The organism is Rhizobium cauense (assembly GCF_019511525.1).
Classification (GTDB): domain Bacteria; phylum Pseudomonadota; class Alphaproteobacteria; order Rhizobiales; family Rhizobiaceae; genus Rhizobium; species Rhizobium cauense.
This window is the reverse complement of the sequence record NZ_JAEUAT010000015.1, coordinates 95,915-120,820: the sequence shown is the minus strand read 5'-3', so window position 1 is coordinate 120,820 and position 24,906 is coordinate 95,915. Positions and strand designations below refer to the sequence as shown.

Annotated in this window: 24 protein-coding genes; 14 read left to right on the top strand and 10 right to left on the bottom strand. The window is 60.0% G+C overall.

The features are described 5' to 3' along the window. Window positions 1–253 precede the first annotated feature (253 nt). The 4 genes from lpxC (at window position 254) to ligA (ending at window position 7,208) form a co-directional block, all read left to right on the top strand. On the top strand, window positions 254–1,210 hold the full coding sequence (lpxC, locus tag JNB88_RS24190; protein ID WP_037129137.1) for a UDP-3-O-acyl-N-acetylglucosamine deacetylase: 957 nt from the start codon (window positions 254–256) through the stop codon (window positions 1,208–1,210). 274 nt (window positions 1,211–1,484) lie between these two features. Then, window positions 1,485–2,354 carry an outer membrane protein assembly factor BamD gene (locus JNB88_RS24185; RefSeq protein ID WP_197066604.1) on the top strand — a complete coding sequence of 290 codons (870 nt, stop codon included), beginning with the start codon at window positions 1,485–1,487 and terminating at the stop codon, window positions 2,352–2,354. Window positions 2,355–2,360: 6 nt separating this feature from the next. Beyond that, the gene (gene recN / locus JNB88_RS24180) at window positions 2,361–4,034 is read left to right on the top strand and encodes a DNA repair protein RecN (RefSeq protein WP_220357632.1); all 1,674 of its coding nucleotides are present in this window, start codon (window positions 2,361–2,363) and stop codon (window positions 4,032–4,034) included. A gap of 1,008 nt (window positions 4,035–5,042) precedes the next feature. Continuing rightward, window positions 5,043–7,208 carry an NAD-dependent DNA ligase LigA gene (gene ligA, locus JNB88_RS24175; RefSeq protein WP_220357631.1) on the top strand — a complete coding sequence of 722 codons (2,166 nt, stop codon included), beginning with the start codon at window positions 5,043–5,045 and terminating at the stop codon, window positions 7,206–7,208. A 21-nt stretch (window positions 7,209–7,229) separates the two neighbouring features. Here ligA and JNB88_RS24170 read toward each other — a convergent pair whose 3' ends face one another. Continuing rightward, on the bottom strand, window positions 7,230–7,766 hold the full coding sequence (locus JNB88_RS24170) for a GNAT family N-acetyltransferase (protein ID WP_420832213.1): 537 nt from the start codon (window positions 7,764–7,766) through the stop codon (window positions 7,230–7,232). Window positions 7,767–8,030: 264 nt separating this feature from the next. On the opposite strand from JNB88_RS24170, the gene JNB88_RS24165 reads away from it, so the two are divergent. The 3 genes from JNB88_RS24165 to JNB88_RS24155 all read left to right on the top strand — a co-directional run bounded on the left by JNB88_RS24165 (window position 8,031) and on the right by JNB88_RS24155 (window position 10,128). Further along, a complete protein-coding gene (locus tag JNB88_RS24165) occupies window positions 8,031–8,621 on the top strand; it encodes a 3'-5' exonuclease (RefSeq protein WP_220357630.1) in 591 nt (196 codons plus the stop codon). Window positions 8,622–8,684: 63 nt separating this feature from the next. Beyond that, window positions 8,685–9,179 (top strand): CreA family protein, encoded by a 495-nt coding sequence (locus JNB88_RS24160; RefSeq protein WP_220357629.1) that lies wholly within the window; start codon window positions 8,685–8,687, stop codon window positions 9,177–9,179. Window positions 9,180–9,258: 79 nt separating this feature from the next. Further along, a complete protein-coding gene (locus JNB88_RS24155) occupies window positions 9,259–10,128 on the top strand; it encodes an aldose 1-epimerase family protein (RefSeq protein ID WP_220357628.1) in 870 nt (289 codons plus the stop codon). A 32-nt stretch (window positions 10,129–10,160) separates the two neighbouring features. Here the strand turns inward: JNB88_RS24155 and JNB88_RS24150 are convergent, their stop codons facing one another. From JNB88_RS24150 to JNB88_RS24140, 3 genes are all read right to left on the bottom strand, one after another. Further along, the gene (locus tag JNB88_RS24150; RefSeq protein ID WP_220357627.1) at window positions 10,161–10,571 is read right to left on the bottom strand and encodes a GFA family protein; all 411 of its coding nucleotides are present in this window, start codon (window positions 10,569–10,571) and stop codon (window positions 10,161–10,163) included. Window positions 10,572–10,749: 178 nt separating this feature from the next. After that, window positions 10,750–11,217: a chemotaxis protein CheW gene (locus tag JNB88_RS24145; RefSeq protein ID WP_007534808.1), complete on the bottom strand. Its 468-nt coding sequence runs from the start codon at window positions 11,215–11,217 to the stop codon at window positions 10,750–10,752. 2 nt (window positions 11,218–11,219) lie between these two features. Then, a complete protein-coding gene (locus JNB88_RS24140; RefSeq protein WP_220357626.1) occupies window positions 11,220–13,184 on the bottom strand; it encodes a methyl-accepting chemotaxis protein in 1,965 nt (654 codons plus the stop codon). A gap of 356 nt (window positions 13,185–13,540) precedes the next feature. Between JNB88_RS24140 and JNB88_RS24135 the strand changes: the two genes are divergently transcribed. Genes JNB88_RS24135 through JNB88_RS24125 form a run of 3 tightly spaced genes read left to right on the top strand, consistent with a single transcriptional unit; the run spans window position 13,541 to window position 16,168 of the window. Then, window positions 13,541–14,143: an SCO family protein gene (locus JNB88_RS24135; RefSeq protein ID WP_220357625.1), complete on the top strand. Its 603-nt coding sequence runs from the start codon at window positions 13,541–13,543 to the stop codon at window positions 14,141–14,143. A gap of 4 nt (window positions 14,144–14,147) precedes the next feature. After that, window positions 14,148–15,275 carry an FAD-dependent oxidoreductase gene (locus JNB88_RS24130; RefSeq protein WP_220357624.1) on the top strand — a complete coding sequence of 376 codons (1,128 nt, stop codon included), beginning with the start codon at window positions 14,148–14,150 and terminating at the stop codon, window positions 15,273–15,275. Between the two features lie 14 nt (window positions 15,276–15,289). After that, window positions 15,290–16,168 carry a 50S ribosomal protein L11 methyltransferase gene (locus JNB88_RS24125; RefSeq protein WP_220357623.1) on the top strand — a complete coding sequence of 293 codons (879 nt, stop codon included), beginning with the start codon at window positions 15,290–15,292 and terminating at the stop codon, window positions 16,166–16,168. Between the two features lie 156 nt (window positions 16,169–16,324). Here JNB88_RS24125 and JNB88_RS24120 read toward each other — a convergent pair whose 3' ends face one another. Further along, entirely contained in the window at window positions 16,325–16,498 is a 174-nt protein-coding gene (locus tag JNB88_RS24120; RefSeq protein ID WP_220357622.1) for a hypothetical protein, read from the bottom strand. A 280-nt stretch (window positions 16,499–16,778) separates the two neighbouring features. On the opposite strand from JNB88_RS24120, the gene JNB88_RS24115 reads away from it, so the two are divergent. Next, complete coding sequence (locus JNB88_RS24115) at window positions 16,779–18,614, top strand: aminopeptidase P family protein (RefSeq protein WP_220357621.1); 1,836 nt, start codon at window positions 16,779–16,781, stop codon at window positions 18,612–18,614. Window positions 18,615–18,643: 29 nt separating this feature from the next. Here JNB88_RS24115 and JNB88_RS24110 read toward each other — a convergent pair whose 3' ends face one another. Both JNB88_RS24110 and JNB88_RS24105 read right to left on the bottom strand, forming a co-directional pair. Next, a complete protein-coding gene (locus tag JNB88_RS24110) occupies window positions 18,644–18,952 on the bottom strand; it encodes an AzlD family protein (RefSeq protein ID WP_220357620.1) in 309 nt (102 codons plus the stop codon). Between the two features lie 2 nt (window positions 18,953–18,954). Continuing rightward, complete coding sequence (locus JNB88_RS24105) at window positions 18,955–19,671, bottom strand: AzlC family ABC transporter permease (RefSeq protein WP_220357619.1); 717 nt, start codon at window positions 19,669–19,671, stop codon at window positions 18,955–18,957. 132 nt (window positions 19,672–19,803) lie between these two features. On the opposite strand from JNB88_RS24105, the gene JNB88_RS24100 reads away from it, so the two are divergent. Continuing rightward, the gene (locus JNB88_RS24100; RefSeq protein WP_220357618.1) at window positions 19,804–20,052 is read left to right on the top strand and encodes a DUF2164 domain-containing protein; all 249 of its coding nucleotides are present in this window, start codon (window positions 19,804–19,806) and stop codon (window positions 20,050–20,052) included. Here JNB88_RS24100 and pncA read toward each other — a convergent pair whose 3' ends face one another. The 3 genes from pncA to JNB88_RS24085 all read right to left on the bottom strand — a co-directional run bounded on the left by pncA (window position 20,053) and on the right by JNB88_RS24085 (window position 23,848). Further along, window positions 20,053–20,679, bottom strand: a complete 627-nt coding sequence (pncA, locus tag JNB88_RS24095) for a bifunctional nicotinamidase/pyrazinamidase (RefSeq protein WP_220357617.1) — start codon at window positions 20,677–20,679, stop codon at window positions 20,053–20,055. Between the two features lie 105 nt (window positions 20,680–20,784). Continuing rightward, window positions 20,785–22,062: a glucose/galactose MFS transporter gene (locus JNB88_RS24090; RefSeq protein WP_037129285.1), complete on the bottom strand. Its 1,278-nt coding sequence runs from the start codon at window positions 22,060–22,062 to the stop codon at window positions 20,785–20,787. Window positions 22,063–22,372: 310 nt separating this feature from the next. Beyond that, window positions 22,373–23,848 (bottom strand): sensor domain-containing diguanylate cyclase, encoded by a 1,476-nt coding sequence (locus tag JNB88_RS24085; RefSeq protein WP_220357666.1) that lies wholly within the window; start codon window positions 23,846–23,848, stop codon window positions 22,373–22,375. 201 nt (window positions 23,849–24,049) lie between these two features. Between JNB88_RS24085 and JNB88_RS24080 the strand changes: the two genes are divergently transcribed. Beyond that, window positions 24,050–24,451: a DUF488 domain-containing protein gene (locus JNB88_RS24080; protein ID WP_220357616.1), complete on the top strand. Its 402-nt coding sequence runs from the start codon at window positions 24,050–24,052 to the stop codon at window positions 24,449–24,451. A 78-nt stretch (window positions 24,452–24,529) separates the two neighbouring features. Then, on the top strand, window positions 24,530–24,877 hold the full coding sequence (locus JNB88_RS24075) for a hypothetical protein (protein WP_220357615.1): 348 nt from the start codon (window positions 24,530–24,532) through the stop codon (window positions 24,875–24,877). The last annotated feature ends 29 nt before the right edge of the window (window positions 24,878–24,906 follow it).

The window sequence follows — 24,906 nt, the reverse complement described above, 5'->3', positions numbered from 1 at the left end:
GCACACTCCCGGGCCTTCTCGTTTCAGAGGGTCAGATCTGGTGCATATTGCGTTGTAATTTCAACGACATGCTTTCGTAACAATGCGAAAGAAACAGTGATTTGGATTGGAAGCCGGGCGCACGTATGTATGTGGTCACGAAACCGTCTTTTTGCGCCTCTCGGCGGGATTTTTGACGGAGTGAAATGAACCCTGGCAGATGGTTCGGCATGTTAGCCGCTGCGGATCACCGGGGATAGTAAAGGCAAAATTTATGGTTATTGGCATGTTGGGTTTTCAGACGACAGTATCGCGTCCGATCACGCTTTCGGGCATCGGCGTTCATTCCGGTGCTGACGTTTCGATTACCTTCAACCCGGCAGAGGCTGACTCTGGCGTCGTCTTCAATCGCATGCATGAGAACGGCGACGTTTCCGAATACCGTGCCGTGTCTTCTCAGGTTGGCAATACCGATCTCTGCACCGTCCTTGGGTTCTCGCCGGCGCGCTCGGTCGCGACGATCGAGCACGTCATGGCTGCTGTCTACGCGCTTGGCCTCGATAACGTCCTGATCGAAGTTCATGGCGCAGAAATGCCGATCATGGACGGCAGCTCGATGCCCTTTATCGAAGCGATCGAGCAGGTTGGCCTGGTATCGCTCGGCGTGAAGCGCCGCTACATCCGCATCACCAAGCCGGTTCGCATCGAGCATGGTGGCTCCTGGAGCGAGTTCCGCCCCTATGACGGCATGCGCTTTGAGGTCGAGATCGATTTCGATTGCCCGCTGATCGGCCGCCAGAAGTGGGAAGGCGACATGACGGCGGCGACATTCAAGTCCGAGCTGTCGCGCGCCCGTACCTTCGGTTTCATGCGGGATGTCGAGCGTCTCTGGGCTTCGGGCCACGCGCTCGGTTCCTCGCTCGAGAATTCGGTTGTCATCTCGGACGACAATACCGTTATCAACGTTGAAGGCCTGCGTTATGCCAAGGACGAGTTCGTGCGCCACAAGGCGCTCGATGCCGTTGGCGATCTGGCGCTCGCCGGCGCTCCTTTTATCGGCTGCTACCGTTCTTACCGCGGCGGCCACAAGATGAATGCCAATGCTCTCAAGGCGTTGCTCAGCGACCCGACCGCCTATGAAGTGGTCGAGACGTCTGCGCCGCGCCAGCGTGTTGCTCCCCGGGATTTCATCCGGGTCAACGCACCGGAATTTGCTCCCTGGTCGGCATGACCTCCATCGCATCTTTTAGGCCAGGGCCGCCTCCTTCGGGGGGCGGTTTCTTTATGAGAAGCAGGCGTTGGTGATTCTGCGATAGATGTTTAGCGGCAGGTGTTTAGCGGCAACAGTTGCGGCTTTCTCGGTGCAAAACAGATGATTGTGGCCGGCATCGCCACAAAAATGCGTTAATGCATCATCATTGCGTTGCTCTGGCTGCACATTTGTGGCTAGAAACGCCGGCAAGGCGTGGCTGACATTGAGGGATGGCAGCGTTGGGATTGTTCCGATGGGTTATGCAGGGTCTGAAAGTATGATGAAGACAGCGCGCGCTTTGTTCGCATCGATCTTGGTGCTGAGCGCAGGTGCCTTAATTTCCGGATGCCAGTCGGACCCTGATATCGATATTACCAAGCTCGGCCTCGATAGTGATCCGCCGGACGTTCTGTATAACCAGGGCCTTGCGAACATGAAGGCCGGCAACATGAGCGAAGCGGCCCGCAAGTTCGACGCGATCGATCGCGACAATCCGTTCTCCGAATGGGCGCGCAAGGCGCTCGTGATGAGCACCTTCGTCAAATATCGTCAAAACCGCCTGGATGATGCCCTTGCTTCGGGCAACCGCTATATGGCGCAATATCCGAAGTCCAAGGATGCTCCCTACGTCCAGTATCTGATCGGTCTCAGCTATTCGAAGCAGATCGTTGACGTGACGCAGGACCAGCGCGCGGCGGCCAAGACCGTCGAGGCTATGCAGGCGGTCATCGACAACTATCCGGACTCCGAATATGTCGACGACGCACAGGCGAAGATCCGTTTCGCGCGCGACCAGCTGGCCGGCAAGGAAATGCAGGTCGGGCGTTACTACATGGAGCGCAAGGAATATCTCGCCGCGATCTCGCGCTTCCGCACTGTCGTCGAGAAGTATCCCAATACCAACCAGATCGAAGAAGCACTGGCGCGCCTTGTCGAAGCCTATTACGCAATGGGCATCGTCGAAGAGGCGCAGACGGCAGCGGCGGTTCTCGGCCATAACTATCCGGATAGCCGGTGGTACGCGGACTCCTTCAAGCTGCTGAAGAGTGGTGGCACCGAGCCGCGTGAAAACCCCGGCTCATGGATTGCTGCCGCAGGCAAGAAACTCCTGCTCGGTTCCTGAGGCCCAATGCTGATCCAGCTTTCGATCCGCGATATCGTTCTGATCGAGCGGCTGGATCTTGCCTTCGAGACCGGCCTTTCGGTGCTGACCGGGGAGACCGGTGCCGGTAAATCCATCCTGCTCGATAGCCTGTCGCTCGCCCTCGGCGGTCGCGGCGATGGCGGCCTTGTTCGCCACGGCGAAGACAAGGGGCAGGTGACGGCCGTCTTCGACGTTGGCCCGGATCACGGCGCCCGCAGGCTGCTGCGCGAGAATGGCATCGATGATGACGGCGATCTGATTTTCCGCCGTGTTCAAAACGCTGATGGTCGCACCAAGGCTTATGTCAACGATCAGCCGCTCAGCGTTCAGCTGATGCGCCAGGCAGGACAGATGCTGGTCGAGATCCATGGCCAGCACGACGATCGAGCGCTGGTCGATGCACATGCGCACCGGATTCTGCTCGATGCTTTCGCAGGCACCAATGAAGACGCTGCCGCCGTTTCCAACCTTTACCGCATCTGGCGAGATACCGAGCGGACGCTGAAGAAGCAGCGCGAGAAGGTGGAGAATGCTGCGCGGGAGGCGGATTATCTCCGCTCCTCCGTCGAAGAACTGGAAAAGCTTTCGCCGCAGGACGGAGAAGAAGACGAGCTTGCGGATCGCCGCCAGAAGATGATGAAGGCCGAGCGGATCGCGGGTGATATCGCAGAAGCTTCCGAATTCCTGAACGGCAATGCTTCTCCCGTGCCGCATATCGCCTCGCTGGTACGCCGGCTGGAGCGCAAGAGCCACGAAGCTCCGGGACTGCTGGAAGATACGGTAGCTCTGCTCGACGCTGCTTTGGACCAGCTTTCCAACGCCCAGATGGAAGTCGAGGCTGCGCTCAGGAAGACGGAATACGACCCGAAGGAGTTGGAGCGTGTCGAGGAACGCCTGTTTGCCTTGCGCGCCGCCTCACGCAAATATTCGGTTCCGGTGACGGAACTGCCAGCATTGGCGGTCCGCATGATCAGCGATCTTGCCGATGTTGACGCAGGCGAGGAAAAGCTTGCCAAGCTCCAGGCAGAGGTCGGTCTTGCCAAGGCGAATTACGACGCAACGGCGCGGACGCTTTCCGACAAGCGTCACCATGCCGGGGATGCGCTGGCCGCTGCCGTAATGGCAGAGCTGCCGGCGCTGAAGCTCGAGCGGGCGCGGTTCATGGTGGAGATCACCACCAATCCGGAGGACGCGACCTCGGAAGGTATCGACGTGGTGGAATTCCACGTTCAGACCAACCCCGGAACGCGTCCGGGATCGATCATGAAGGTAGCTTCCGGCGGCGAGCTTTCGCGCTTCCTGCTGGCGCTGAAGGTTGCGCTTGCCGATCGCGGCTCTGCGCCGACACTTGTCTTTGACGAAATCGATACCGGCGTCGGCGGCGCAGTCGCGGATGCTATCGGGCAGCGGCTGAAGCGGCTCTCCGACCGAGTCCAGGTGCTTTCCGTCACGCATGCGCCGCAGGTCGCCGCCCGGGCGGCAACGCATCTCCTGATCTCGAAGGGCCCGGCCGCCGAAGGCTCCGAGAAGATCGCGACTCGCGTCGCGACGATGGCGCCCGGCGATCGCACGGAAGAAATCGCCCGTATGCTGGCGGGTGCCTCGGTGACCGAAGAGGCGAGGGCCGCTGCCGCGCGGTTGCTTGCCGGGAACGGGTAGCCACCGCTTCACGCCCGCGAAGGGGGCGGCGGTCTTCCAGGGTGGCATGTTACCGATTGAGCTATGGGGCTATCACCGCCTGCTTGTGTCTGGATCCTCGGGTCGAGCCCGAGGATGACGGCCGTGAGTGTGTGCTTAAGGTGCCATATCCGAAGCCGAGGAGCGCGCATCGAACGTCGGCGACATGTCGTCGTGCCGTGGATTGATCGAACGAGCGTCCGGCCTCCACCATGCGGCTGCCCGTTTTTTCGGTGCGGCATATTCAACGGTTGCCTCAGACCCTTGCTCCCGCCTCTCCTTCGTCATCCTCGGGCTTGACCCGAGGATCCAGAAACAAGCGAGCGGTGTCCGCTTCAGCCTCGATAGGGCAGGCAGTGTAAGAATAGGCGCCATGACGCCAATCTCTCCAATGACTTGCACGCATCCATTTCCCCACTCAGCGACGTCAGGCCTACAATCCGTTCGCTTCCGTCGCCGGAGTGTTTCGCGAGACGTTCGCGGGCAGGCGGGAGCCGGCGCCCTTGCCGGAACCGTGACGTGCGCGAAAGGCAAGGGAGGTGAAAGCCGTGGAGGGAATCCCGGGTCTCCTGAAAAGTTGCAGACTTTTCGGATGAGAGCCCCGGCAAAGTTCTCTCCTGTCAAGCCTCCCCCGGACAGCCATGTCCGGTTCGGTCGAGCCGTGCAAGTGGCGGAGTTCCGTCACGCAGCGAGGCGAGGTGATCATCTGTAGGGGTAGGGATGCCCCGAGAGAACGCTGAAGGCCACGCGAATGCGGAGCCACAAACTAAAACAAAGTGAGGTTCCGCATTCGTGTGGGCTCTCCGAAGCGGCGAAGGCCGGCAAGCAACTCGGGAAGGGACCACCGGCGAATGCGCCGCGTGGCTGCCGGCGCGTGACCGGAGCGCGAGCGCCCACTCCACGGTTGGATCCCGACATGTCTGCTCTGCTGCTCTTTCCATCTTTGCAAGATGCGCTAAAACGACTCGCCGTTCGAGGGAGTGAAACAGTATGCCAACCGAATCCGTTGCCGTAGACGATCTGACGATCGAGGATGCCGCCGCCGAGCTTGAGCGGCTTGCCAAGGAGGTCGCCCGCAACGATGAGCTCTATCACGGCGAGGACCGTCCAGCGATTTCGGACGCGGAATACGATGCGCTGAAACGGCGCAACGATGCGATCGAAGCGCGCTTTCCGGAACTCATCCGCGAGGACAGTCCATCGCGGCGCGTCGGTGCGGCGCCTTCCGTAACCTTCGCGCCGGTCGTGCACGCGCGGCCCATGCTGTCGCTCGACAACACTTTCTCGCAGGAGGATGTGCAGGACTTCGTGGCTAGCGTCTACCGCTTCCTGGGCCGGCTGCCGGACGAATCGATCGCGTTCACGGCAGAGCCGAAAATCGATGGCCTCTCCATGTCGATCCGTTATGAGAACGGCAGGATGGTGAGCGCGGCAACGCGCGGCGACGGCACGACAGGCGAAAACGTCACGGCGAATATCCGCACGATCAAGGAAATTCCCCAGACGCTGCCGGCTGGTGCGCCTGCCATCGTCGAAGTACGTGGTGAGGTCTACATGGCCAAAAGCGATTTCCAGGCCCTGAACAAGCAGATGGAAGCGGAGGGCAAGCAGACCTACGTCAATCCGCGCAACACGGCGGCCGGATCGCTGCGGCAACTTGATGCCAAGGTGACGGCAAGCCGCAAGCTCAAGTTCTTCGCCTATGCCTGGGGGGAGATATCGGACATGCCTGCCGACACGCAGTTCGGCATGGTCGAGGTGTTCAAGAGTTGGGGCTTTCCGGTCAATCCGCTGATGAAGCGGCTGAATTCGGTTACCGAAATCCTGGCGCATTACGACGAGATCGGCCTCCAGCGGCCGGACCTCGACTACGACATCGATGGCGTGGTCTATAAGGTCGACAGTCTTGAACTGCAGGCTCGCCTTGGGTTCCGCTCCCGCAGCCCGCGCTGGGCCACAGCCCATAAATTCCCGGCGGAGCAGGCTTTCACGACCGTCGAGAACATCGACATTCAGGTGGGCCGCACCGGGGCCCTCACTCCGGTTGCCCGGCTGACGCCAATCACCGTCGGTGGCGTCGTCGTGACCAACGCGACCTTGCACAATGCCGACTACATCGAAGGTATTGGCAATTCGGGCGAACGCATCCGCGAAGTCGGGCACGACATCAGGATCGGCGACACTGTCATCGTACAGCGGGCGGGAGACGTTATCCCGCAGGTGCTTGACGTCGTGATGGAGAGGCGGCCCGCCGAGGCGGTTCGATACGCTTTCCCGCAAAAATGCCCGGTCTGCGATAGCCACGCAGTGCGGGAGAAGAACGAAAAGACCGGCAAGCTGGACTCGGTCACACGCTGCACTGGCGGCTTTATTTGCCGCGCGCAGGCCACCGAGCACCTGAAGCATTTCGTCTCCCGCAACGCCTTCGATATCGAAGGCCTGGGATCGAAGCAGGTCGACTTCTTCTTCGAGAGCGATGATCCGGCGCTGCAGATCCGAACGGCGCCCGACATTTTTACTTTGGAGAAGCGGCAGTCGAACTCGCTGACCAAATTGGAAAACATCGAAGGCTTCGGCAAGGTCAGTGTCGGCAAACTCTATTCCGCAATCAATGAGCGGCGCAGCATTGCCCTGCACCGGTTCATCTACGCGCTTGGCATCCGTCACGTCGGCGAAACGACTGCGAAGCTGCTGGCACGCTCCTATGGCACCTATGAGGCTTTCGAGGCGGCGATGGTGGAGGCAGCACCGCTTTCCGGTGACGCCTGGAACGACCTGAACGCCATCGAAGGCATCGGTGAGATTATGGCGCGCGCCATTGTCGAGTTCTACAAGGAGCCGCGCAATGTCGAGGTGATCTCGCGGCTTCTGGCTGAGCTCAATGACGGCACGCCCCTGGCGGCAGAGAAGGTCGCTGCTTCGAACAGCCCGGTCGCCGGCAAGACTGTCGTTTTCACCGGCTCGCTCGAGAAGTTCACGCGCGACGAGGCCAAGGCGACGGCCGAAAGCCTCGGTGCAAAGGTTGCAGGTTCCGTCTCCAAGAAGACCGATATCGTTGTTGCCGGGCCGGGTGCCGGTTCGAAGCTCGACAAGGCCCGCGAACTCGGCGTCCAGACGATGGACGAGGACGAGTGGCTGGCCCTGATCGGCGGGTGAGGCGGCAGCCCGCTCACCCTTCTACGACTTGATACGTGCCATCGTGTAGGCATCGACATATTCGCCAGCGCGGAAGCCGAAGGCCTTCAGCAGACCTTCCTTCTCGAAGCCGAATTTCTCGTAGAGGGCGATGGCAGCGGCGTTGTCGGTATAGACGGTGAGCTCCAACCGCTTGATGTTGAGCCAATTGTCGGCCGTGTCGACAATTGCCTCCATCAACGCGCTGCCAATACCTCTGCCGGTGAAGTCGTCACGCACGCCCATGCCGATGCTCGCCACGTGGCCGCGCCGCCCCTGGTAGCGCATGAGGTGGGCATCGCCGACCGGCTTGCCGTCGAGCTCGGCGACCACGCTGACATTGCCCCGAGGCATGCTCTCGAAACGTTGTCGTGTCTCCTCGACCGTCTGAAAGGGAAGCCGAAGCGTGCCGTGACGAAAGCCGGGCAGGTTGATAAAGGCCGTCACCGCTTCGATATCGCTGGCGCGCATGGCACGGATAGTCACCCCGCAGGCGGCCGGTTGTCGGTCCAGTAAATTCTCTTCCGGATTTTTCAAAATGCTCTCCTTGAATTTGAATGAGGAGAGCAAGCTTCGAAAACCCTGCTCACCTCGGCAGGGTTCTCGGGATTGATCGGTCGGCTAACGCGCCAATGCTTTCCCAAGCCCTGCGTGGGCCGTGGTGAAATGCATCGTTGCAAGAATGGTTTTCGATCCGATCATGGCAGGAAAGTCGTTGATCGTGGCGCTCAAGTCAAGCTGCGCTGTTTACCTTAGGCGTCTCACAGGGCTACCTGTCTGCACACACAGAATCGCGGACGTAACTTGAAGACCATCGCCATCGATTTCGAGACGGCCAACGAACAACGCGCCAGCGCCTGTTCGGTTGGGCTGGCGTGGATCGAGGACGGCAAGGTCACACGCGTCGAGGAGCGGCTGATCCGTCCGAAAGACATGCGGTTCTCCCGCATGAACATCGCCATTCACGGTATCAGGCCCGAGCATGTCGACGACGCTCCGGAGTTCCCGGAGGTGATGGACGAGTTTCACGACGACTTCCGAGGCGCGACCATGATCGCGCATAATGCGGCTTTCGACTTTAGCGTTTGGCGCTCGAGCCTGGATCTCTATCGACAATCCTACCCGGAGCTGACGTATCTCTGCAGCTTGAAGATGGCCCAGCGGATCTGGCCGCATTTTCTGTCGCACAAGCTCAACATGATCGCCGAGCATCTCGGTTTGCGCTTTGCGCATCACAATGCCGCCGAGGACGCTGCCGTCTGCGCGCATGCGGCGATTGCGATGGCAAAGGCCGTCGGGGCCACAGCTGTGAATGCCATTCCTGGTCTGATCGGCATGAAACCCGGAAGGCTGACATCGGAAGGATACGAGGCCTGCACCTGCAGGAAGGCGTGAGGGCTTCCTTGTAAAGACATCGGCCGCACTTACCTTAGATGCGGATGTCATCAGGGAATCGTCATGTCCAGAAACAGCTGCATCGCGCTCGCCGCCGCCTCGCTCATCGGGCTTTGCGCCGGCACAGCATCCGCCGACCAGGTCGGCAAGGTCGGGGTCGACTGGACCGGCAACGACATCGTCATTGACGCGGTGGCCGACCCTCAGGTAAAGGGCGTCACTTGCCACGTCACCTATTTCGACCGAAGCGTCATCGACCGCGTGAAGAACGGCAACTGGTTTGAGGATCCCTCCAACAACTCCATTTCCTGCCGTCAGACGGGGCCGATCGAGATCGACGACATCGATCTTTCGAAGGGTGGCGACGAGGTGTTCAAGACAGGCATGTCGCTGATCTGGAAGAAGCTGGTCGTAAACCGGATCTACGACAAGGCGAACGATACGCTGATCTATCTCGCGCATTCCCGCGAACTGACCGATGGATCAGCCAAGATGGCAATCTCGACCATCCCGCTCTATGGCCAGAACGTCACCTGGAAGAATGGCAAGCCGCAATAGGTCCTCTGCCTTTCGGATGGAATTCGGCGGCGGGCGCGGATATGGTCCGACGCGGGAGGCAAACTGAAGAGGACGCTCGATGCCAAGCCTGACGCGGATCACCAACCAATATCTGACAGTGGATGTCTCCTCTCTCGGGGCGGAGATGCAGACGCTTGCGACCAGCGATGGCAGGTCTTGGCTGTGGAACGGCGATGCGGCTTTCTGGAGCGGGCGTTCCCCCGTGCTCTTTCCGATCGTAGGCAAGGCGCCGGACGACGTGTTGGCGATCGGCGGCCAGACCTATTCCATGGGTCAGCACGGCTTTGCACGCCGGGCGGAATTTGCCCTTGCATCCGCCAGCGCAACGACGTGCCGGTACGAGCTTGCATCGTCGCCTGCGACGAAGGCCGTCTTTCCGTTCGACTTCCTGTTGGCGGTGGAACACACACTTGATGGGCGGGCATTGACCGTCGCCGCCGAAGTCACCAATCGCGACCAGCGGCCGATGCCGTTTGGCTTCGGCTTTCATCCCGCCTTCGTCTGGCCGTTGCCGGGTGCGGGCGGGCAGGACCATGTCATAACGCTCGACAATCTCGGCGAACCCGGTTTGGTGCGATTGGAGGGGGGCCTGATTTCGGCTTCAAGGCTGGCATCTCCATTCAAGGCGGGACGGCTTGTTCTCGACCACGGCATGTTCGAGCAGGATGCCATGATCTTTCCCGAAGGCGCGGGGAAGGGGCTGCGCTACGGCGTCGAGGGCGGGCCGACGATGCATTTCAGTTTTGAGAATCTGCCGAATCTGGCGCTCTGGCAGAAGCCGGGGGCACCATTCATCTGCGTCGAACCCTGGCATGGTATGGCTGCTGAAAAGAACGGTTCGAAGGAGCTTGCAGAGCGACCGTACAGCCTGACCTTGCCTCCCGGAGAGATCAGCCGCTTCGCGTTCACGGTCGAGATCGTCGAGTAGTTGGGTTCTGTGATCGGCTATCAGCCATCGAGTTAGGGACGGCTTTTGGGATGGGCCGGCAGGTCGTCGCAGATGACATCCCAGGATAGCTTGTCCGACGTCCAGACGTGAAAGGTCGGGTGATACGCATCCGGGTCGTCAAGACTAACCGTCATGACGTCGATCAAACCGGGATCCGCCTCGTTGTGGTAGCCGAGTGGGGAGCCGCATGAACCACAAAACGTCCGTACGACGCCCTTCGAGGAGGCGAAGGCTCGCGGCGCCCCTTGTTCGTAAATCAGCGTTCGTACCGGAAAGGTAACGAATGGCAGGGTGGGCGCCGAAGCAATCCTTCTGCACGTCCGGCAATGGCAGATGCCGCTCGCCAAAGGCGCCTCGTCGATCCTGTAGCGTATCGCTCCGCAGACGCATCCTCCGGTGTGGCGGGTCTTCGTATCGTTCATCGTGCTACCCCGTTCCATCTCCAACGACCGGTCAAACGCTTCCCTTAGCCTTTTTGTTCACAGTGGGCCCGCAAATACGGCGAGGGAGTGCCGGCATAAGAAAACCGCTCGCAACGATTTGCTGCGAGCGGTTCTGGAGTCTGTTTGGACGCGGGTTTTGGGGACCTGGCTTGTCCCGTTAGGCCGCCTGCGCCAACTCGTCGGCGATTACGGTGTCGAGGTTCAGGAAGCAGACCATCGTCTTTTCGAGGGCCACGATACCACGGCAGAAGGCGCGCTGTGCTTCGGGAATGATCTCCGGAGCCGGCTGCAGGTCTTCGCTCTTGATGGTCATCATGTCGGAGACCTGCTCGACCAGCAGGCCGACCAGCTTGCCGGCGATGTCGGTGACGATGATGGCCGAGCGCTCGGACGGCTCCGTCATCTTCATGCCAAGGCGGCAAGCCATGTCGATAACGGGGATCACCGCGCCGCGCAGGTTGATGAGGCCGAGCACGTAAGGCGGCGTGTGCGGCATCGGGGTCACCGGCGCCCAGCCGCGGATTTCGCGGATCGCCATGATGTCGATGCAGAACTCCTGTTCGCCGAGATGGAAAGATACGATCTCGAGATGCGAGCCGGTCTGGTTGATGATGGTGTTGTTCATGATCAGAATTCTTCCCAGTTGTCTCCGGCCGGTGCGGCCATGGCTCTGGCGGTTGCGCCGCCGCTGAATGCGCCCGCGACCTTACCGATGAGGCTTCGTGCGGGAGATGGTTTCGGATGCGAGACTGCGGTGGCTTCCCGCGGCGTTGAACGGGCATTCATGCCCTCGCCGATCTTGAACGTCTGGATCAGGTGGATCAGGTTGTCGGCGTCGGTGGCGAGCGCATGGCTTGCTGCGTTCGTCTCTTCCACCATGGCCGCATTCTTCTGCGTGACCTGGTCCATCTGGCTGATGGCCGTATTGATTTCGTTCAGTCCGGTCGATTGTTCGCGTGCAGAGGTTACGATTGATTTAACATGCTCGTCGATGCGCAAAACATCTTCGCCGATCTGACGCAACGCTTCGCCGGCTGCCGTCACGAGCTCACCGCCAGCCTTCACCTCAGCACCAGATTTTCCGATCAAGGCCTTGATATCCTTGGCCGCTCCAGCTGCGCGACCGGCAAGTTCGCGAACTTCCTGCGCGACGACCGCAAAACCCTTGCCGGCTTCGCCGGCGCGGGCGGCCTCGACGCCGGCGTTGAGCGCGAGGAGGTTGGTCTGGAAGGCGATCTCATCGATGACGTTGATGATGGTGCCGATTTCGCGAGATGCCGTTTCGATTCGCTGCATGGCCGCCATGGCATCGTTGACGACGATGTCGGACTTGGTCGTGTTCTGGCGCGTGTGTTCGACCATCTTGCCGACTTCCTCGGCGCGGTTCGTGGCGCTGCGCACCGTCGCGGTGATCTGGTCGAGTGCAGCGGAGGTCTGCTCCAACGACGCTGCCTGTTGCTCGGTGCGCTTGGCAAGGTCATCGGCAGCCGAGCGCATCTGCTGGCTGTTTGCCTGGATTGAGGTGCCGTTCTGGGCAATGTCGATCATTGCCTTGCGGAGCGTCATGGTCGTCTGGTTGAAGTCGTTCCGTAGACGTTCGAGCTCGGGCTTGAAGGGCTCGTTGATAGTGACCGTGACATCGCCACCGGCCAGCCGCGTGAGGCCGTGCCCAAGGGCGTTCACTGCCGTGTTGAGTGCTTCCGCATCCGCGAGCTTTGCCGCCTCGCGGCCACGACGCTCGGCCTCGCCTTGCTGACGCTCGTGTTGGCTGCGCGCCTCCAGTTCCTGCTTCTCGATGGCGGCGCGACGGAAGCTCTCCGCGGCGCGCGCCATGTCTCCGATCTCGTCGCCGCGGTCGGTGGCGGGGACCTGGCTGTCGAGATCGCCGCTCATGATGTTCTGCATGCTCTTGCGGACCGCCTCGATACCGCGTCGGATGGAGCCACCATGGACATATTGCAGGCTGGCCATCGTCAGTATGGCCACGATGCCGAGTGCGAGCTGGATCTGAATCGCGCGCTCAGAGATCACGTTTGCTTCGTCGATGCGTGCCTTGGCCAGTTCGCCACCTTCGCGGGCGAGTTTATCCAGCGTTGCCCCCACCTTGTCGCCACCGCCGTCGATCGCATCATCCAGCTTATCGAATTCACTGTCCGGCGCGCCGGATTCCACCGCAGCCTTCAAGTCGGTGACGATGCTTTTGCCGAGGGAAGCGACGTCCGCGTCGTAAGTGGTCAGCAGGCTTCCGGCGTTTAGTTCATTTCCTAGCTGGTGCATCTCTTTGGAGCTGCTTTGCAACTCGCCGATGGCTTCGTTCATCAGTTTCAGGCGCTCGGGCATGACGCTACGATCGCCGCGGTCGACGATAGTATCCATGGCGGCAAGAATTAGCGTGAGGTTTGCGGCGCGCATCTCGTTGATGTGATCGACGCTGGCCTGAATTTCGTTTGCGTGCCTCAAGGCGGCGTCGGCACTCGAATTCTGGTACCAGCCAACCCCAAGCATCGAACCGAAGCCGATAAACGCCGCGCCAGCCAGCGTCCCAAGCCGCTGGCCTACGGAGAGGCTCTTGCGTACTTTCGTATCAGTCATGTGACGATCATCCCCCTCCGCGATGAGACGCGGTATGTGTCTTGCGCTCACGCGGATGGCCGGGTCGAAATGCCAGGCGGACGTCATGTCACCAGAACGGTCAAGCGTTCTATCCACTGCTAAATATAGAGATACTTTTTAAAGTATTTGCTAACTCTCGAAGATTGCAGGAACTCCAATTTCGCATTGGCTATGTATTTGTAAATATTGAGAAATATAAATCTTCATTGCGATTTTTCCGTGTATTGGTGGGGCAATCGGTCGCCGTTGGGAAAACGTCTTGTTGAATTGCGCGCCGGAGAACGAGGCGGTATCACGCAGAAACGGGAATGCTCCCGATTTCAGAGGTTTGATCGATGAAGACTGTCCGCATTGCGGTCTGGGTTGCGGTGCTGCTGATGGCCGGAGTTCTCGGCTGGCTGACGCTCAATGTCACAAAGACAAAAGAGGCGATGTCCGAGGGACCGTTTGGCGTACCGTTCACCCTCGTTGCTCAGAACGGTCAGCCGATCACCGAACAGGCCTTTCGTGGCAAGCCTACGGCGATCTTTTTTGGATTCACCCACTGCCCGGAAGTGTGCCCTACGACACTGTTCGAGATGAACGGTTGGCTGGAGAAGGTCGATCCTGATGGCAAGAAGCTCCAGGCCTATTTCGTGACCGTCGATCCGGAGCGGGATACGCCCGAGGTGATGAATCATTACGTTTCCAACGTCTCGAAGCGCATCGTCGGCATATCGGGCGCTCCTGACAAGGTTGCCGATGTGATCAAGGGTTACCGCGTGTACGCGAAGAAGGTTCCGGTGGACGAAAGCAAGCCGGACGGCGACTACACGATGGACCATACGGCTTCCGTCTTCCTGCTGGATTCGGCAGGGCGGTTCTCCGGGACCATCGCCTATGGAGAAAATCCTGATACGGCTGTAAAGAAACTGGAGAACCTCGTCAGCAAGGGATGACGGCATGGCGTCAGGGCATCGTAGCATCTTGATCGCCGGGGCCGGTGCGACTGGCCTCACTGCTGCCCTCGAACTCGCCCGGCGTGGGCATCTTCCACGCATTGTCGATAGTGATACCGGGCCGGTGGCGCTGGCAGAAAGCCGTGCGCTGGGTGTGAATGCCAGAACACTGACACTGCTTTCGCCCTCCCGCGTGACGGACGCAATACTGCAAGAAGCGCAACAGCTCGCGCGGTTCCGGGTTACCTCCAAGGGTAGGAAGCTTGTCGATCTGGATACGACCAAGCTGCCGGGTCCCTATGGCGCGATATACGCGTTGGCACAGGGCCATACCGAGCGCTTGCTGCTTGGCAAGCTTTCCGACTATGAGATCGTTCCAGAGTGGCAGACTGTTGTCGAAACGGTTGCTGGAGATCTTTCGAAACCGCGTGTGACGATGCGGAAAGCGGATGGCTCTACCGAAACCGCGGAATTCGATATCGTGATCGGGGCTGACGGGTCACATTCGGCGGTACGCAAGGCCGTCGGTATTGATTTCCCGGGCGAGGCGCTTGAGACCAGCTTCTATCTTGCGGACTTTCGCTATGCCGTGCCGATTGACGCGGGGTTTGCGGAGATCAATCTGGTCGACCCCGGCATCATCGGGCGGCTACCTGTCACGAGGGATGTGCTGCGCTACATATCGACGCTTCCCGATTTCGAGCGCCGTATTCAGCATCCCGCGCCGGTTGTCGAGCGCGTTTGGGCGTCCGACTTTCGCGTTCATTTCCGTCACGTCGACAGAATGGCCAAAGGCAACGTGTTTCTGGCCGGCGACGCGGCCCATATCCATTCGCCAGCCGGCGCACGCGGGATGAACCTCGGTATTGAGGACGCCTGCTGGCTGGCGTGGCTGATCTCGGAGGGGAGGGAGAAGGAGTATGCCGCGCTCAGGATACCCGCCGTCCAAACGGTGCTGAAACAGACGTATCGGTTGACATCGCTGATCACGATGAGCAATCGAGTGGCGATTGCCATCCGCAACCTTGCAGCGCCGCTGATGTTGCGGATACCCGCTTTTTCACAGAATTTGCTTCGCAGTGTATCGGGATATGATACGCAGTCGCCGCCCTGGATAGATGGCGCCCTTTAGAAGAAAGACCGATTGTGAGTGAAATACGCCTTTATGTGACGACGACCGAAGTGCAGGCCGGTGAAATTCTTGACCTGCTGTCCGATGTCTTCGGCGAAGAAGACTTCGCTATCGCGACGACCGAGATCGACGAGAAAAAGGACATCTGGGAAGCGTCGGTCTACATGATGCGTGAAGACGAGGCTGCGGTCAGGGCGCGCGTCGAGGAAGCGTTGAAGACGAGCTTTCCCGACGCCAAGGTCGAGCGTGAGGTGATACCCGATGTCGATTGGGTGGCGAAATCGCTCGAGGGGCTGAAGCCTGTTCGGGCAGGGCGGTTTCTCGTTCACGGTTCGCACGACCGCGATAAGGTGCGGCCCGGTGATATTGGAATCGAGATCGATGCGGGCCAGGCATTTGGTACCGGTCACCACGGGACGACAGCGGGCTGCCTTGAGACAATTGACCGCGTTCTGCGGTCTCGTCGGGTACGGAATGCACTCGACCTGGGGACCGGCAGCGGCGTTCTGGCAATCGCAGTCAGGAAGCTGCGGAACATTCCTGTTCTCGCAACCGACATCGATCCGATCGCAACGCGGGTTGCTGCCGAGAACGTCAGAAGCAATGGCATAGCGTCAGGCATTTCGACGGCGACGGCACCCGGCTTTCACTCGACCACCTTTGCGGCCAACGGTCCATTCGACCTGATCATCGCCAACATCCTGGCGCGACCGTTGATCAAGATGGCGCCGCAGCTAGTCACCCACCTAGCGCCAGGGGGCTCGGTCATCCTTTCCGGTATTCTCGCCTCGCAGCGTTGGAAAGTGCTTGCGGCCTATAACGGGACGCATCTGCGACACGTCCGCACGATCTGGCGCAACGGTTGGGTGACGATCCATCTGGATCGCCCCTGAGAGGGCAAAAAGAAAAGGCGGTGCCAATGGCACCGCCTTGAGACCAGTTTCCCGGTCATGCCCGCGAGCTCGAAGGAGGAGGAGCGCTCGAGCGGGCTTCTACTGGTTCTGATCGCCGGTCCCGTGAGGGAGGAGGAGAAGGGAGCGGCGAGTTGCTCAGAACGCGTAGCTGGTTGCGACCTGATGGCGCGTAACCTTTTGGCCGGCGCCGAGCAGCTTGAGGGTGTCCTCATGCAGCGGGCGGCGCGAGCCGATGACGTGACGCACAGTCTGGCGCTCGCCAGCCTGCACCGGGCTGCTGTATGCGAAGCGCGACAGAGGGGCAGTCATATCTGAATTCCTTTTGTTTCGTTTCAGGTTCGTCTCGAACCCGTCTGATGGCGCCTATATAGCGATTTAGAAAAACTGAGGGAGGGGGTTTCATTCATGGGAGCCATGCGCGGAATGCATAAAGCGTGCCAGTTTGTAGATCTGCGCCTCATTTCCGCCGAATTATTGGGCGGCTTTCGTTCAGATACCACTCCGCGAATTTCTCGTATTCGCCTGAAATTCCGATAACATAGCTGAATCCCTCAGCAGGGGATTCGTCCAAGAAACCGGGTTATTGAGCATGTTCCAGTCTTTCGAAGTCACTTCGACGCCACAATTCGGCCGCGATCGCGTCTCGGCCTTGCGGGCAAGTTTTGATGCGCTCGGCATTGACGCCTTTCTTGTGCCTCGCGCCGACGAGTTCAACGGCGAATATGTCCCGGCATGTTCGGAGCGCCTGTCCTGGCTGACGGGCTTCACCGGGTCGGCGGGGATCGCGCTGGTGACGCGTTCGGTGGCGATCGTCTTCGTGGATGGACGCTACGTGACGCAACTTGCCGAGCAGGTGGACAACTCCGTCTTCACGGGGGGAGACCTTGTGAACGAGCCGCCTCATGTGTGGCTCGCCAAGAACGGCTCCAAGGGTCTGCGCGTCGGTATCGATCCCTGGCTTCATTCCGGGGCAGAGGCGCGGCGACTTGAGAAGGCCCTTGTCGAGATCGGTGGGTCGCTCGTTGTCCTGCCGCACAATCCGCTGGACAAGCTCTGGAGCGACCGGCCGCAGGAGCCGCTTGGTCAGGTGACGATCCAGAACATCGTGCAGGCGGGCGTGCTTGCGACTGACAAGATTGCGACGATCGCGGCCGAACTCGCCAAGAAGAACCTCAAGGCCGTGCTGATTGCCGATCCGTCGTCTGTTGCCTGGATCTTCAATATTCGCGGTGCTGACGTGCCGCACACACCACATCCGCTTGCGCGCGCGATCGTCCACGCCGACGGTAAGGCGGATCTCTTCCTTGACAAGCGCAAGACCGGTATCGAGGCCGAAGCCTATCTCGCGCAGATGTGCGCGCAGCTGCCGCCCTCGGAACTCGAGAAGAGACTGGCGGCTGTCGCAAAGGACGGTGGCCGAATTCTCGTTGACCCCGACCTCACCTCCTATGCCCTGGCGGAGATCATTCGTAATGCAGGCGGCGAGGTCGCGGAAGGGAGTGATCCAGCGAAGCTGCCGCGAGCGGTCAAGAACAGCGTAGAGATCAACGGTTCCGCGGCGGCGCATCTGCAGGACGGCGCGGCGATGGTCGAGTTTCTCTACTGGCTGTCGCAGACCAAGCCGGGGACTGTGACCGAGATCGAGGTGGCAGAGAAACTGGAAGCAGCGCGTGCCCGCGTCGGCCAGAGCATGCAGAATCCGCTGAAAGACATTTCTTTCGACACGATCTCCGGGGCCGGCGAGCATGCGGCCATCATGCATTACCGCGTCACGACGGAGACGGACCGCAAGCTCGAGGCCGGAGAGCTCTTCCTTATCGATTCCGGTGCGCAGTATATCAACGGCACGACCGACATTACCCGGACGGTCGGTATCGGCTCAGTCTCCGAGGAGCAAAGGCGCTTCTTTACGCTGGTGCTGAAGGGCATGATCCAGATCAGCACCGCCCGCTTTCCGAAAGGCACGCGCGGATGCGACCTTGATCCGTTGGCCCGTATCGCGCTCTGGCGGGCAGGGGTCGATTTCGCCCACGGGACCGGCCATGGCGTCGGATCCTATCTTTCTGTGCATGAAGGTCCGCAGCGCATTGCCAGGTTGTCGACCCAGGAGCTGTTGCCGGGGATGATCCTCTCGAACGAGCCAGGCTATTACAGGCCGGGCGCTTTCGGCATTCGTATCGAGAATCTGATCTATGTCCGTGAGGCGGAAGCGATTGAGGGCGGCGACATGCCGATGCTCGGCTTCGAGACGCTGACCTTCTGCCCAATCGATCGTAGCCTGGTTGTTCCGGAACTTCTGACCCATGACGAGCTGCATTGGTTCAACAGCTATCACGAGCGGACCCGGGAGGCGCTGATGCCGCTGATCCACGATCGCGACGTCAAGGCGTGGTTGGAGAACGCGACCTTGCCGTTGGAATACTGAGCAGGGCGGCCTTGCCGGCCGTCAAGGCGTCACACGCCGATCGTGTGGCGCCAGCCGATGACGACGAGCCAGGCGGCAATGAGCATCCAGGTGTGCGAGACCCGTAGGCCGACGACAAGCGCGACGAGCAGGGCAATCTTCGAATCCCATCCGCCGTTGAAGAAGGCCGGCGCCACAAGCGTTGTCAGAACGGCGGCGGGGACAGCGGCAAGCGCGGCTTCCATGCGCGGCGGAATGCGCTTCATCGTCGTGATGAGGATATAACCGCCGATACGGGTTGCGTAGGTCGCAACTGCCGCAGCCAGGATCACGAGCGCCATATGAAGATCGAAGGCCATCATCATACCTCGTGCAGATCGGATTCGAGTTCCTGTTCGCGCGGCGGAGGCGGGAACAGTGCGGCAAGAATGATGCCTGCCGCGGCACCCAGGCTGACGTGCCAGGGCGAGCCGACATAATGGTAGGCGATAACCGAGGCGACCGCGCTGACGCTGGCCACCGGCAGGAAATTGTCGCGATGCCGGAAGTCAAGGACGATGCCGAGGAAGTAAGCCGGGAGCAGAATGTCGAGACCGATCGACTTCGGATCGCCGATAAAGCTGCCAAGCATCCCGCCGAGCAAGCTTACCAAGACCCAGGGTATGTAGATGATGATGCCGAAACCGAGATACCAGACGAAGGTGACCGGCTTGCCTGCCTCGCCCCGCTTGACCGTCTCAGCGAATTGCGGATCGACGAGCAGGAAGAAGGTGAAGAACTTCTGGAGCGGCGAGAAGTGCCTGATATAGGGCGCTATTGCTGCCGAATAGAGGACATGACGAAAGTTGACTGCCAGGATCGAAGCAACGATCAGCCATGCCTGGACGTTGTGGCCGAAGAGCTCGATACCGACGAGCTGGCTCGCGCCGGCATAAACGGTGGCACTCATGAAGGCCACTTCCGCCAGCGACATGCCCTTTTCGACGGCGAGCGCTCCAAACAACGCCCCGAACGGAGCAGAGGCCAACGCAACGGCCGAGCCGCCGCGCAAACCGTCGAAAAAATCAGCGCGACTCATCGGCGATCATCCTTGTGGAATTTTGCCTCCGTCTAAGGACGGGTGGTACGCGCCGCAAGCAAATTTCCTTGATTGATTGATCGATTTCGCTGAACCATGCGGCTGCCACTGATTGCCGTTCGAGGAGCAAAGATGAATCGGATCGAAATTTCGAAAGAGGAGAAGACCGAGCTCATCGCGCGGATCCAGCACTATTTCGACAGCGAACTCGACCAGCCAATCGGCCTTCTGAAGGCAGAGTTCGTTCTGGAATTCTTTGCGAAGGAGGTTGGCGCCGCATACTACAAGAAGGGGCTGGAAGATGCGCAGGTCGCTCTGTCCAGGCGCATCGATGATTTTTCCGATGACGTCTATCAGTTGCAGCGGAATGCGACGGAGTGATCAGCCGTCGAGAGCCTGCCGGCTAGTGATGATATCGATGCCACGTCCGCGCATTTCGTCGATCGCCTCCATCACGCCTTCTGGTGTGATACCGCGGCTTGCATCCTCGATAAAGCGAACACGCATGCCGGACATCATTTCCGTGGCGTCCAGCGCCGAGAATTTCACGCAATAGTCGGTTGCAAGACCGCAGACGTCGAGATCGGTCACGCCTTGGCCTTCGAGAAAGTCGGCGAGGCCGGTAAGCGCATCCTGATCGTTGTCGCGGAAGGCCGAGTAGCTGTCGACATTCGGATTCTCGCCCTTCTGCAGGATGAGGTCGATCTTCCCCATCTTGAGGTCCGGATGCAATTCCGCGTCGGCCGTGCCCTGCACGCAATGGTCCGGCCACATCATTTGTGGTTTGCCCGAAAGGGTGCCCAGTTCGAAAGGTTGCTTGCCTGCGTGAGAGGAGGCGAAGCTTCCATGCTTGGGTGGATGCCAGTCCTGGGAAGCGACGATCAGGTCGTATTTGCCGCTCTCTATCAGCCGATTGGCGATGGGAACAATCTCGTCGCCGTTGGGGACTGGAAGGTTGCCGCCGGGGCAAAAGCCATTCTGAATATCGACTAGAAGCAAGGCTTTCATCGGTGCGACTCCCTCGAGTTTGCGCTGCACCATGCCAAGGGTCGAGAGAAGGCGCAAGCACCGAGGCGCTTCGCCGCAGGGGCGGCGAAGCGAGTCTCGAAAAGGTCAGGTCGGACGGTGCCCCTTCAGCCCATAGAAGGCGATGTAAGCATAGCACAGAATCGGCATCAGGAAGGCGAGGTGAATGCCGATCGTGTCGGCAAGGGCGCCCTGAATGAGCGGAAGAATTGCGCCGCCGACAATCGCAAGGCAAAGGATGCCGGAGCCTTGGCTCGTGTGTTTTCCGAGACCGTAGAGCGCCAGGCTGAAGATCGTCGGGAACATGATCGAGTTGAACAGGCCGATTGCCAGCACGGACCACATGGCGACGTGCCCGCCCGAGAAGACAGTGAGCAGCAGCAGCACGATCACGGCGGCAGCATTGACCGCCAGCGCCTTGCCGTCATCGACGTAACGCATCGCGACGGCGCCGATGAAACGGCCGATCATCGCTCCACCCCAGAAGTAGGAGACATGATGAGCGGCCTCGGCTTCCGAAAAGCCGGCAATGTCAGGCTGGCTCATGAAGTTGACGAGGAAGCTGCCGATGCTCACTTCCGCACCGACATAGAGGAAGATGCCGACCGCGCCGAGAACCAGATGGCGGTACTGCCAGGCAGAGCCGCCGCCGGTGATCGGCTCGATCTCGTCGGAGCCTTCGACCTGGGGGAGCTTCAGGGCCGCAAAGATCGCTGCGAGCACCAGAAATGCGGCGGCCAGCAGCATATACGGAAACTTCACGGCGTCCGCCTCGGCAATCCTGATGGCATCGAGTTGCTCGGGGGTCGCGCCGGCAACGGCGGCCGTCGCGGCAGACAGGATCAGGAAGGCGCCGAACACCGGGGCAAGCGTTGTGCCGAGCGAGTTGAAAGCCTGTGTCAGCGTCAGCCGGCTTGCAGCTGTATCCGGTGGCCCGAGGACGGTAACGTATGGATTTGCTGCCACCTGCAGTACCGTGATCCCGGTTGCCAGCACAAAGAGGGCACCGAGAAAGAGTGCGTAGACGCGGTAGCTCGCCGCCGGGACGAAGAGCGCGCAGCCGATAGCAGAGATGACGAGGCCGGTTACAATACCCCACTTGTAGCTGATGCGCTTGACGAGCGCGCCGGCCGGGAGAGAAACGATGAAATATGCGCCGAAGAAGCAAAGCTGAATCAGCATCGATTGGGTGTAGTTTAGATGGAAGACATTCTTCAGGTGCGGGATGAGAATGTCGTTCAGGCAGGTGATGAACCCCCACATGAAGAACAGCGACGTCAGGGCCACAAGGGCAAATTGATGGTTCGCTGCGGGGGAAGTTGATGCCGGGCGGTTCGCGGCATTGTTGGTGATGATACCAGCCACTGTTGTGTACCTCTTGTTCTTGTTGCGCCGGAAGTCTTCCTGAAAGCCGTCACGAAACGGCGGCCCGGCGGCGGCTCGGCGGCGCCTTGGGAGGAAGCGTGCAGCAAGCCACAAGGCTCATATAACCGTTTGAAATGGAATTGGTAGCATTCAAACGATTTTTATTGTGCGTCGAGATTGCGAAGTGTCGCCAACTGACGTGACGGGCGAGCCATCGAGGGCATGGCGGTGAAAGCCATGCTTTTTCGGTGATGACCGGGGCGAATGTCTTCGCTGGCTTTAATTCATGTGGCCGGGGACGGCAGCCCGGTCAAGCTGCTGAAACGGACCTGCTGTCTTTCGATATGCCGGCCTGTGGTTCCTCCAGCTTGCGGCTGGCGTGATAGGCGCGCTTCTGCGCATACATGGCAATATCGGCACGCCGGACCATCGACTCCATCGTTTCGCCGGGCTCGCTTGTGGCAATACCGAGCGAAACACTGAGGGGCGCATTGGAATAGAACTGGTTGTTGATTTTCAGGAGTTCGCCAATGGTCTCGACCATGGTGGCGGCCGCCTGTTTGTCGGCGCCGGGCATAAGGATCGCAAACTCATCGCCGCCGATGCGAGCGGCATGGTTGGGTTGCGACGCTGCACCATTCAGGACTTCGCCAAGGCGGCGCAGCAGCGCGTCGCCGGCATCGTGTCCGAGCTGGTCATTTGCATCCTTCAAGCCGTTGAGATCGATCACGACGGCGGAAACGGGACGCAGCGACTTGCGTTCGAGCCTGTTCAGTTCGTCCACGTAGAAGGCGCGGTTGTGGAGCTTGGTCAGCACGTCGTGCTTGCCGAGATATTCGAGATAGGCCTCCGCCTTCTTGCGTGCGGTGATGTCGGTGAGCGCAACCTGCACGAGGGACCAGTTGGATTCATAACCGGGAAGGACCGAGAACTGCAGCAGGACATAGCGTTCGGATCCATCGAGTGCATAGTTGATAACTTCGCGCTGATGGAACAGCTTGCCGTTCCACAACTCGAACAGCTGTTCGCGGAAGTGCTTCTCCATATCGTCCCGGAAGACATCACCGATGCGTTGCAGCAGCGTATGGCGATCCGGCGCGCAGAAGAGGTCCAGCGTCGCCTGGTTGACGTTGATGACCCGGATTTCGCTCATGCACTGCCGTACGAACTCGGGATGGACGTCCGTAAAGACCCGGAAATCGTCGATGCCGCGATCGCGGACACTTTCGAGCAGCAGCTTGATCTGGCTGAAGTCCTCGACCCAGAGCGAGACCGGCGAATGCTCGAAGATGCCTTCCGCATAGCGACGGTTTTCGCGTTCCCTGCGGCGTGCCTCCTCGCGAGCAGTCACGTCCTCCGTGGTGAGGAGAAGCTGGCCAAGGGACTGCTCGTAGCCGGGCAACACCGAGCCGCGCAGCTGGATGTCGAGCCGACGTCCGGACAATGTGTAGTTGACCGCACTGCTGGTGAATTCCGTCTTGCCCTCCCAGAGTTCGGCGAGTTCGTTGACGTGGCTTTCCAGCATCTCGCCGCGAAACACGAGGCCGAGGTTGGTCACAAGATGGGAGAGATCGTCGGCTTCGAAGAGTTCCAGCGTCTTGCGGTTTACGCGCAGCACGCGGATCAACTGCGAGCACGCCGCGACGCGTGCCGTGTCCTCTCTCAAGTGAGCTCTGATATCCACGATGCCTTCTGCGCGCCAGCGGTCAAACTGGGCTTTCACGCCGCTGAAATCCTCGATCCACATCGCAATTGGCGAGAGATCAAAGATATCGGAATCGCTCATCATGGGTTCTTTCAGTTCGACCATAGTCTGCAGGGAACGGATGCGCGCCGCAGCGCGTATCGCTATGTGTGCGATCTTTAAGGCTGATTCGTAAACCATCATTTGCGGAGTGACGTTCACTCTTGCGTCGATCCATTGACGCGCGCGGCGATCCAGCCAATCTTCAGCGGGTATTCGCGACCTCGAGAACGAGAGGCGGCAATGGCTATAAGCGTCGTGCAGTTGGGGTCGCCACGGAGGCAGGGTGAGGGCGTGCGTATCGGTACCGTCCGCCGGCCACCGCGCGGTGTGCCTAAGGAAGAATTCTCCAGTCGCAACTACTATGACGTCTGGCTGCCGGTGCTTTCGCCCAGCCAGGCGCTGGTGACCGAGGCGAAGGCCGCTAGCACCGACGCCGAATGGACGGCCTTCGTGCGCAGCTTCACGAGGGAGATGAAAGTGCCGGAAGCGAGCCACGTGCTCGATCTGCTCACCACGCTTTCGCATTCCAGCCATTTTTCGATCGGTTGCTATTGCGAGAATGAGAGCCGGTGCCATCGGAGTGTGCTTCGACGCCTGCTCGATGAGCGGGGCGCGTCGTTTGCGGCCGAAGCCTGCGCCTAGACGTTACTTCGGTGCGGTGTGGTCTTGTCGATTCAGGCAATTTCTGCCTTTTCTAGAAAAGCCACCGGAGCCAGAGGCATGAGCGACCACGATCCAGACGAAAAGATCGACTCGACGTTCCGTAACGGCTCGCTGACCGCCGCCGGCATTATCCTCGGCTTTTCGCTGAGCTTTATCAGCCGCTGGGTGTCCAATCCGAACGACTGGAGCAGAATCGACATTCTGCCGATGCTGCTTTTGACAATCGGAATTGCGATTCAGGTCAAAGTCTTCGCCGATCTGCTGGCGCGTGACTCGCTCATCGCTGCCAAATACGACCGGTCAAGACGGCTTTTCCTGATTGGATTGGGGATCGTTGCGATCGGGATCGGGCTGGCACTTCTCAATGACATATTAGGGCTGGGGTCAATGCCGATGCTGGGGTGAACGGGCGGTCCGATCGATAAAATCGGCCC

Coding starts and splice junctions, on each gene's coding strand:
- JNB88_RS24100 (WP_220357618.1), top strand. CDS start 19,804: ATGAATCGGATCGAAATTTCGAAAGAGGAGAAGACCGAGCTCATCGCG.
- JNB88_RS24160 (WP_220357629.1), top strand. CDS start 8,685: ATGTCCAGAAACAGCTGCATCGCGCTCGCCGCCGCCTCGCTCATCGGG.
- JNB88_RS24130 (WP_220357624.1), top strand. CDS start 14,148: ATGGCGTCAGGGCATCGTAGCATCTTGATCGCCGGGGCCGGTGCGACT.
- recN (WP_220357632.1), top strand. CDS start 2,361: ATGCTGATCCAGCTTTCGATCCGCGATATCGTTCTGATCGAGCGGCTG.
- JNB88_RS24075 (WP_220357615.1), top strand. CDS start 24,530: ATGAGCGACCACGATCCAGACGAAAAGATCGACTCGACGTTCCGTAAC.
- pncA (WP_220357617.1), bottom strand. CDS start 20,679: ATGAAAGCCTTGCTTCTAGTCGATATTCAGAATGGCTTTTGCCCCGGC.
- JNB88_RS24155 (WP_220357628.1), top strand. CDS start 9,259: ATGCCAAGCCTGACGCGGATCACCAACCAATATCTGACAGTGGATGTC.
- JNB88_RS24140 (WP_220357626.1), bottom strand. CDS start 13,184: ATGACTGATACGAAAGTACGCAAGAGCCTCTCCGTAGGCCAGCGGCTT.
- ligA (WP_220357631.1), top strand. CDS start 5,043: ATGCCAACCGAATCCGTTGCCGTAGACGATCTGACGATCGAGGATGCC.
- JNB88_RS24110 (WP_220357620.1), bottom strand. CDS start 18,952: ATGGCCTTCGATCTTCATATGGCGCTCGTGATCCTGGCTGCGGCAGTT.
- JNB88_RS24115 (WP_220357621.1), top strand. CDS start 16,779: ATGTTCCAGTCTTTCGAAGTCACTTCGACGCCACAATTCGGCCGCGAT.
- JNB88_RS24120 (WP_220357622.1), bottom strand. CDS start 16,498: ATGACTGCCCCTCTGTCGCGCTTCGCATACAGCAGCCCGGTGCAGGCT.
- JNB88_RS24185 (WP_197066604.1), top strand. CDS start 1,485: ATGGGTTATGCAGGGTCTGAAAGTATGATGAAGACAGCGCGCGCTTTG.
- JNB88_RS24105 (WP_220357619.1), bottom strand. CDS start 19,671: ATGAGTCGCGCTGATTTTTTCGACGGTTTGCGCGGCGGCTCGGCCGTT.
- JNB88_RS24085 (WP_220357666.1), bottom strand. CDS start 23,848: ATGAGCGATTCCGATATCTTTGATCTCTCGCCAATTGCGATGTGGATC.
- JNB88_RS24150 (WP_220357627.1), bottom strand. CDS start 10,571: ATGAACGATACGAAGACCCGCCACACCGGAGGATGCGTCTGCGGAGCG.
- JNB88_RS24145 (WP_007534808.1), bottom strand. CDS start 11,217: ATGAACAACACCATCATCAACCAGACCGGCTCGCATCTCGAGATCGTA.
- lpxC (WP_037129137.1), top strand. CDS start 254: ATGGTTATTGGCATGTTGGGTTTTCAGACGACAGTATCGCGTCCGATC.
- JNB88_RS24080 (WP_220357616.1), top strand. CDS start 24,050: ATGGCTATAAGCGTCGTGCAGTTGGGGTCGCCACGGAGGCAGGGTGAG.
- JNB88_RS24135 (WP_220357625.1), top strand. CDS start 13,541: ATGAAGACTGTCCGCATTGCGGTCTGGGTTGCGGTGCTGCTGATGGCC.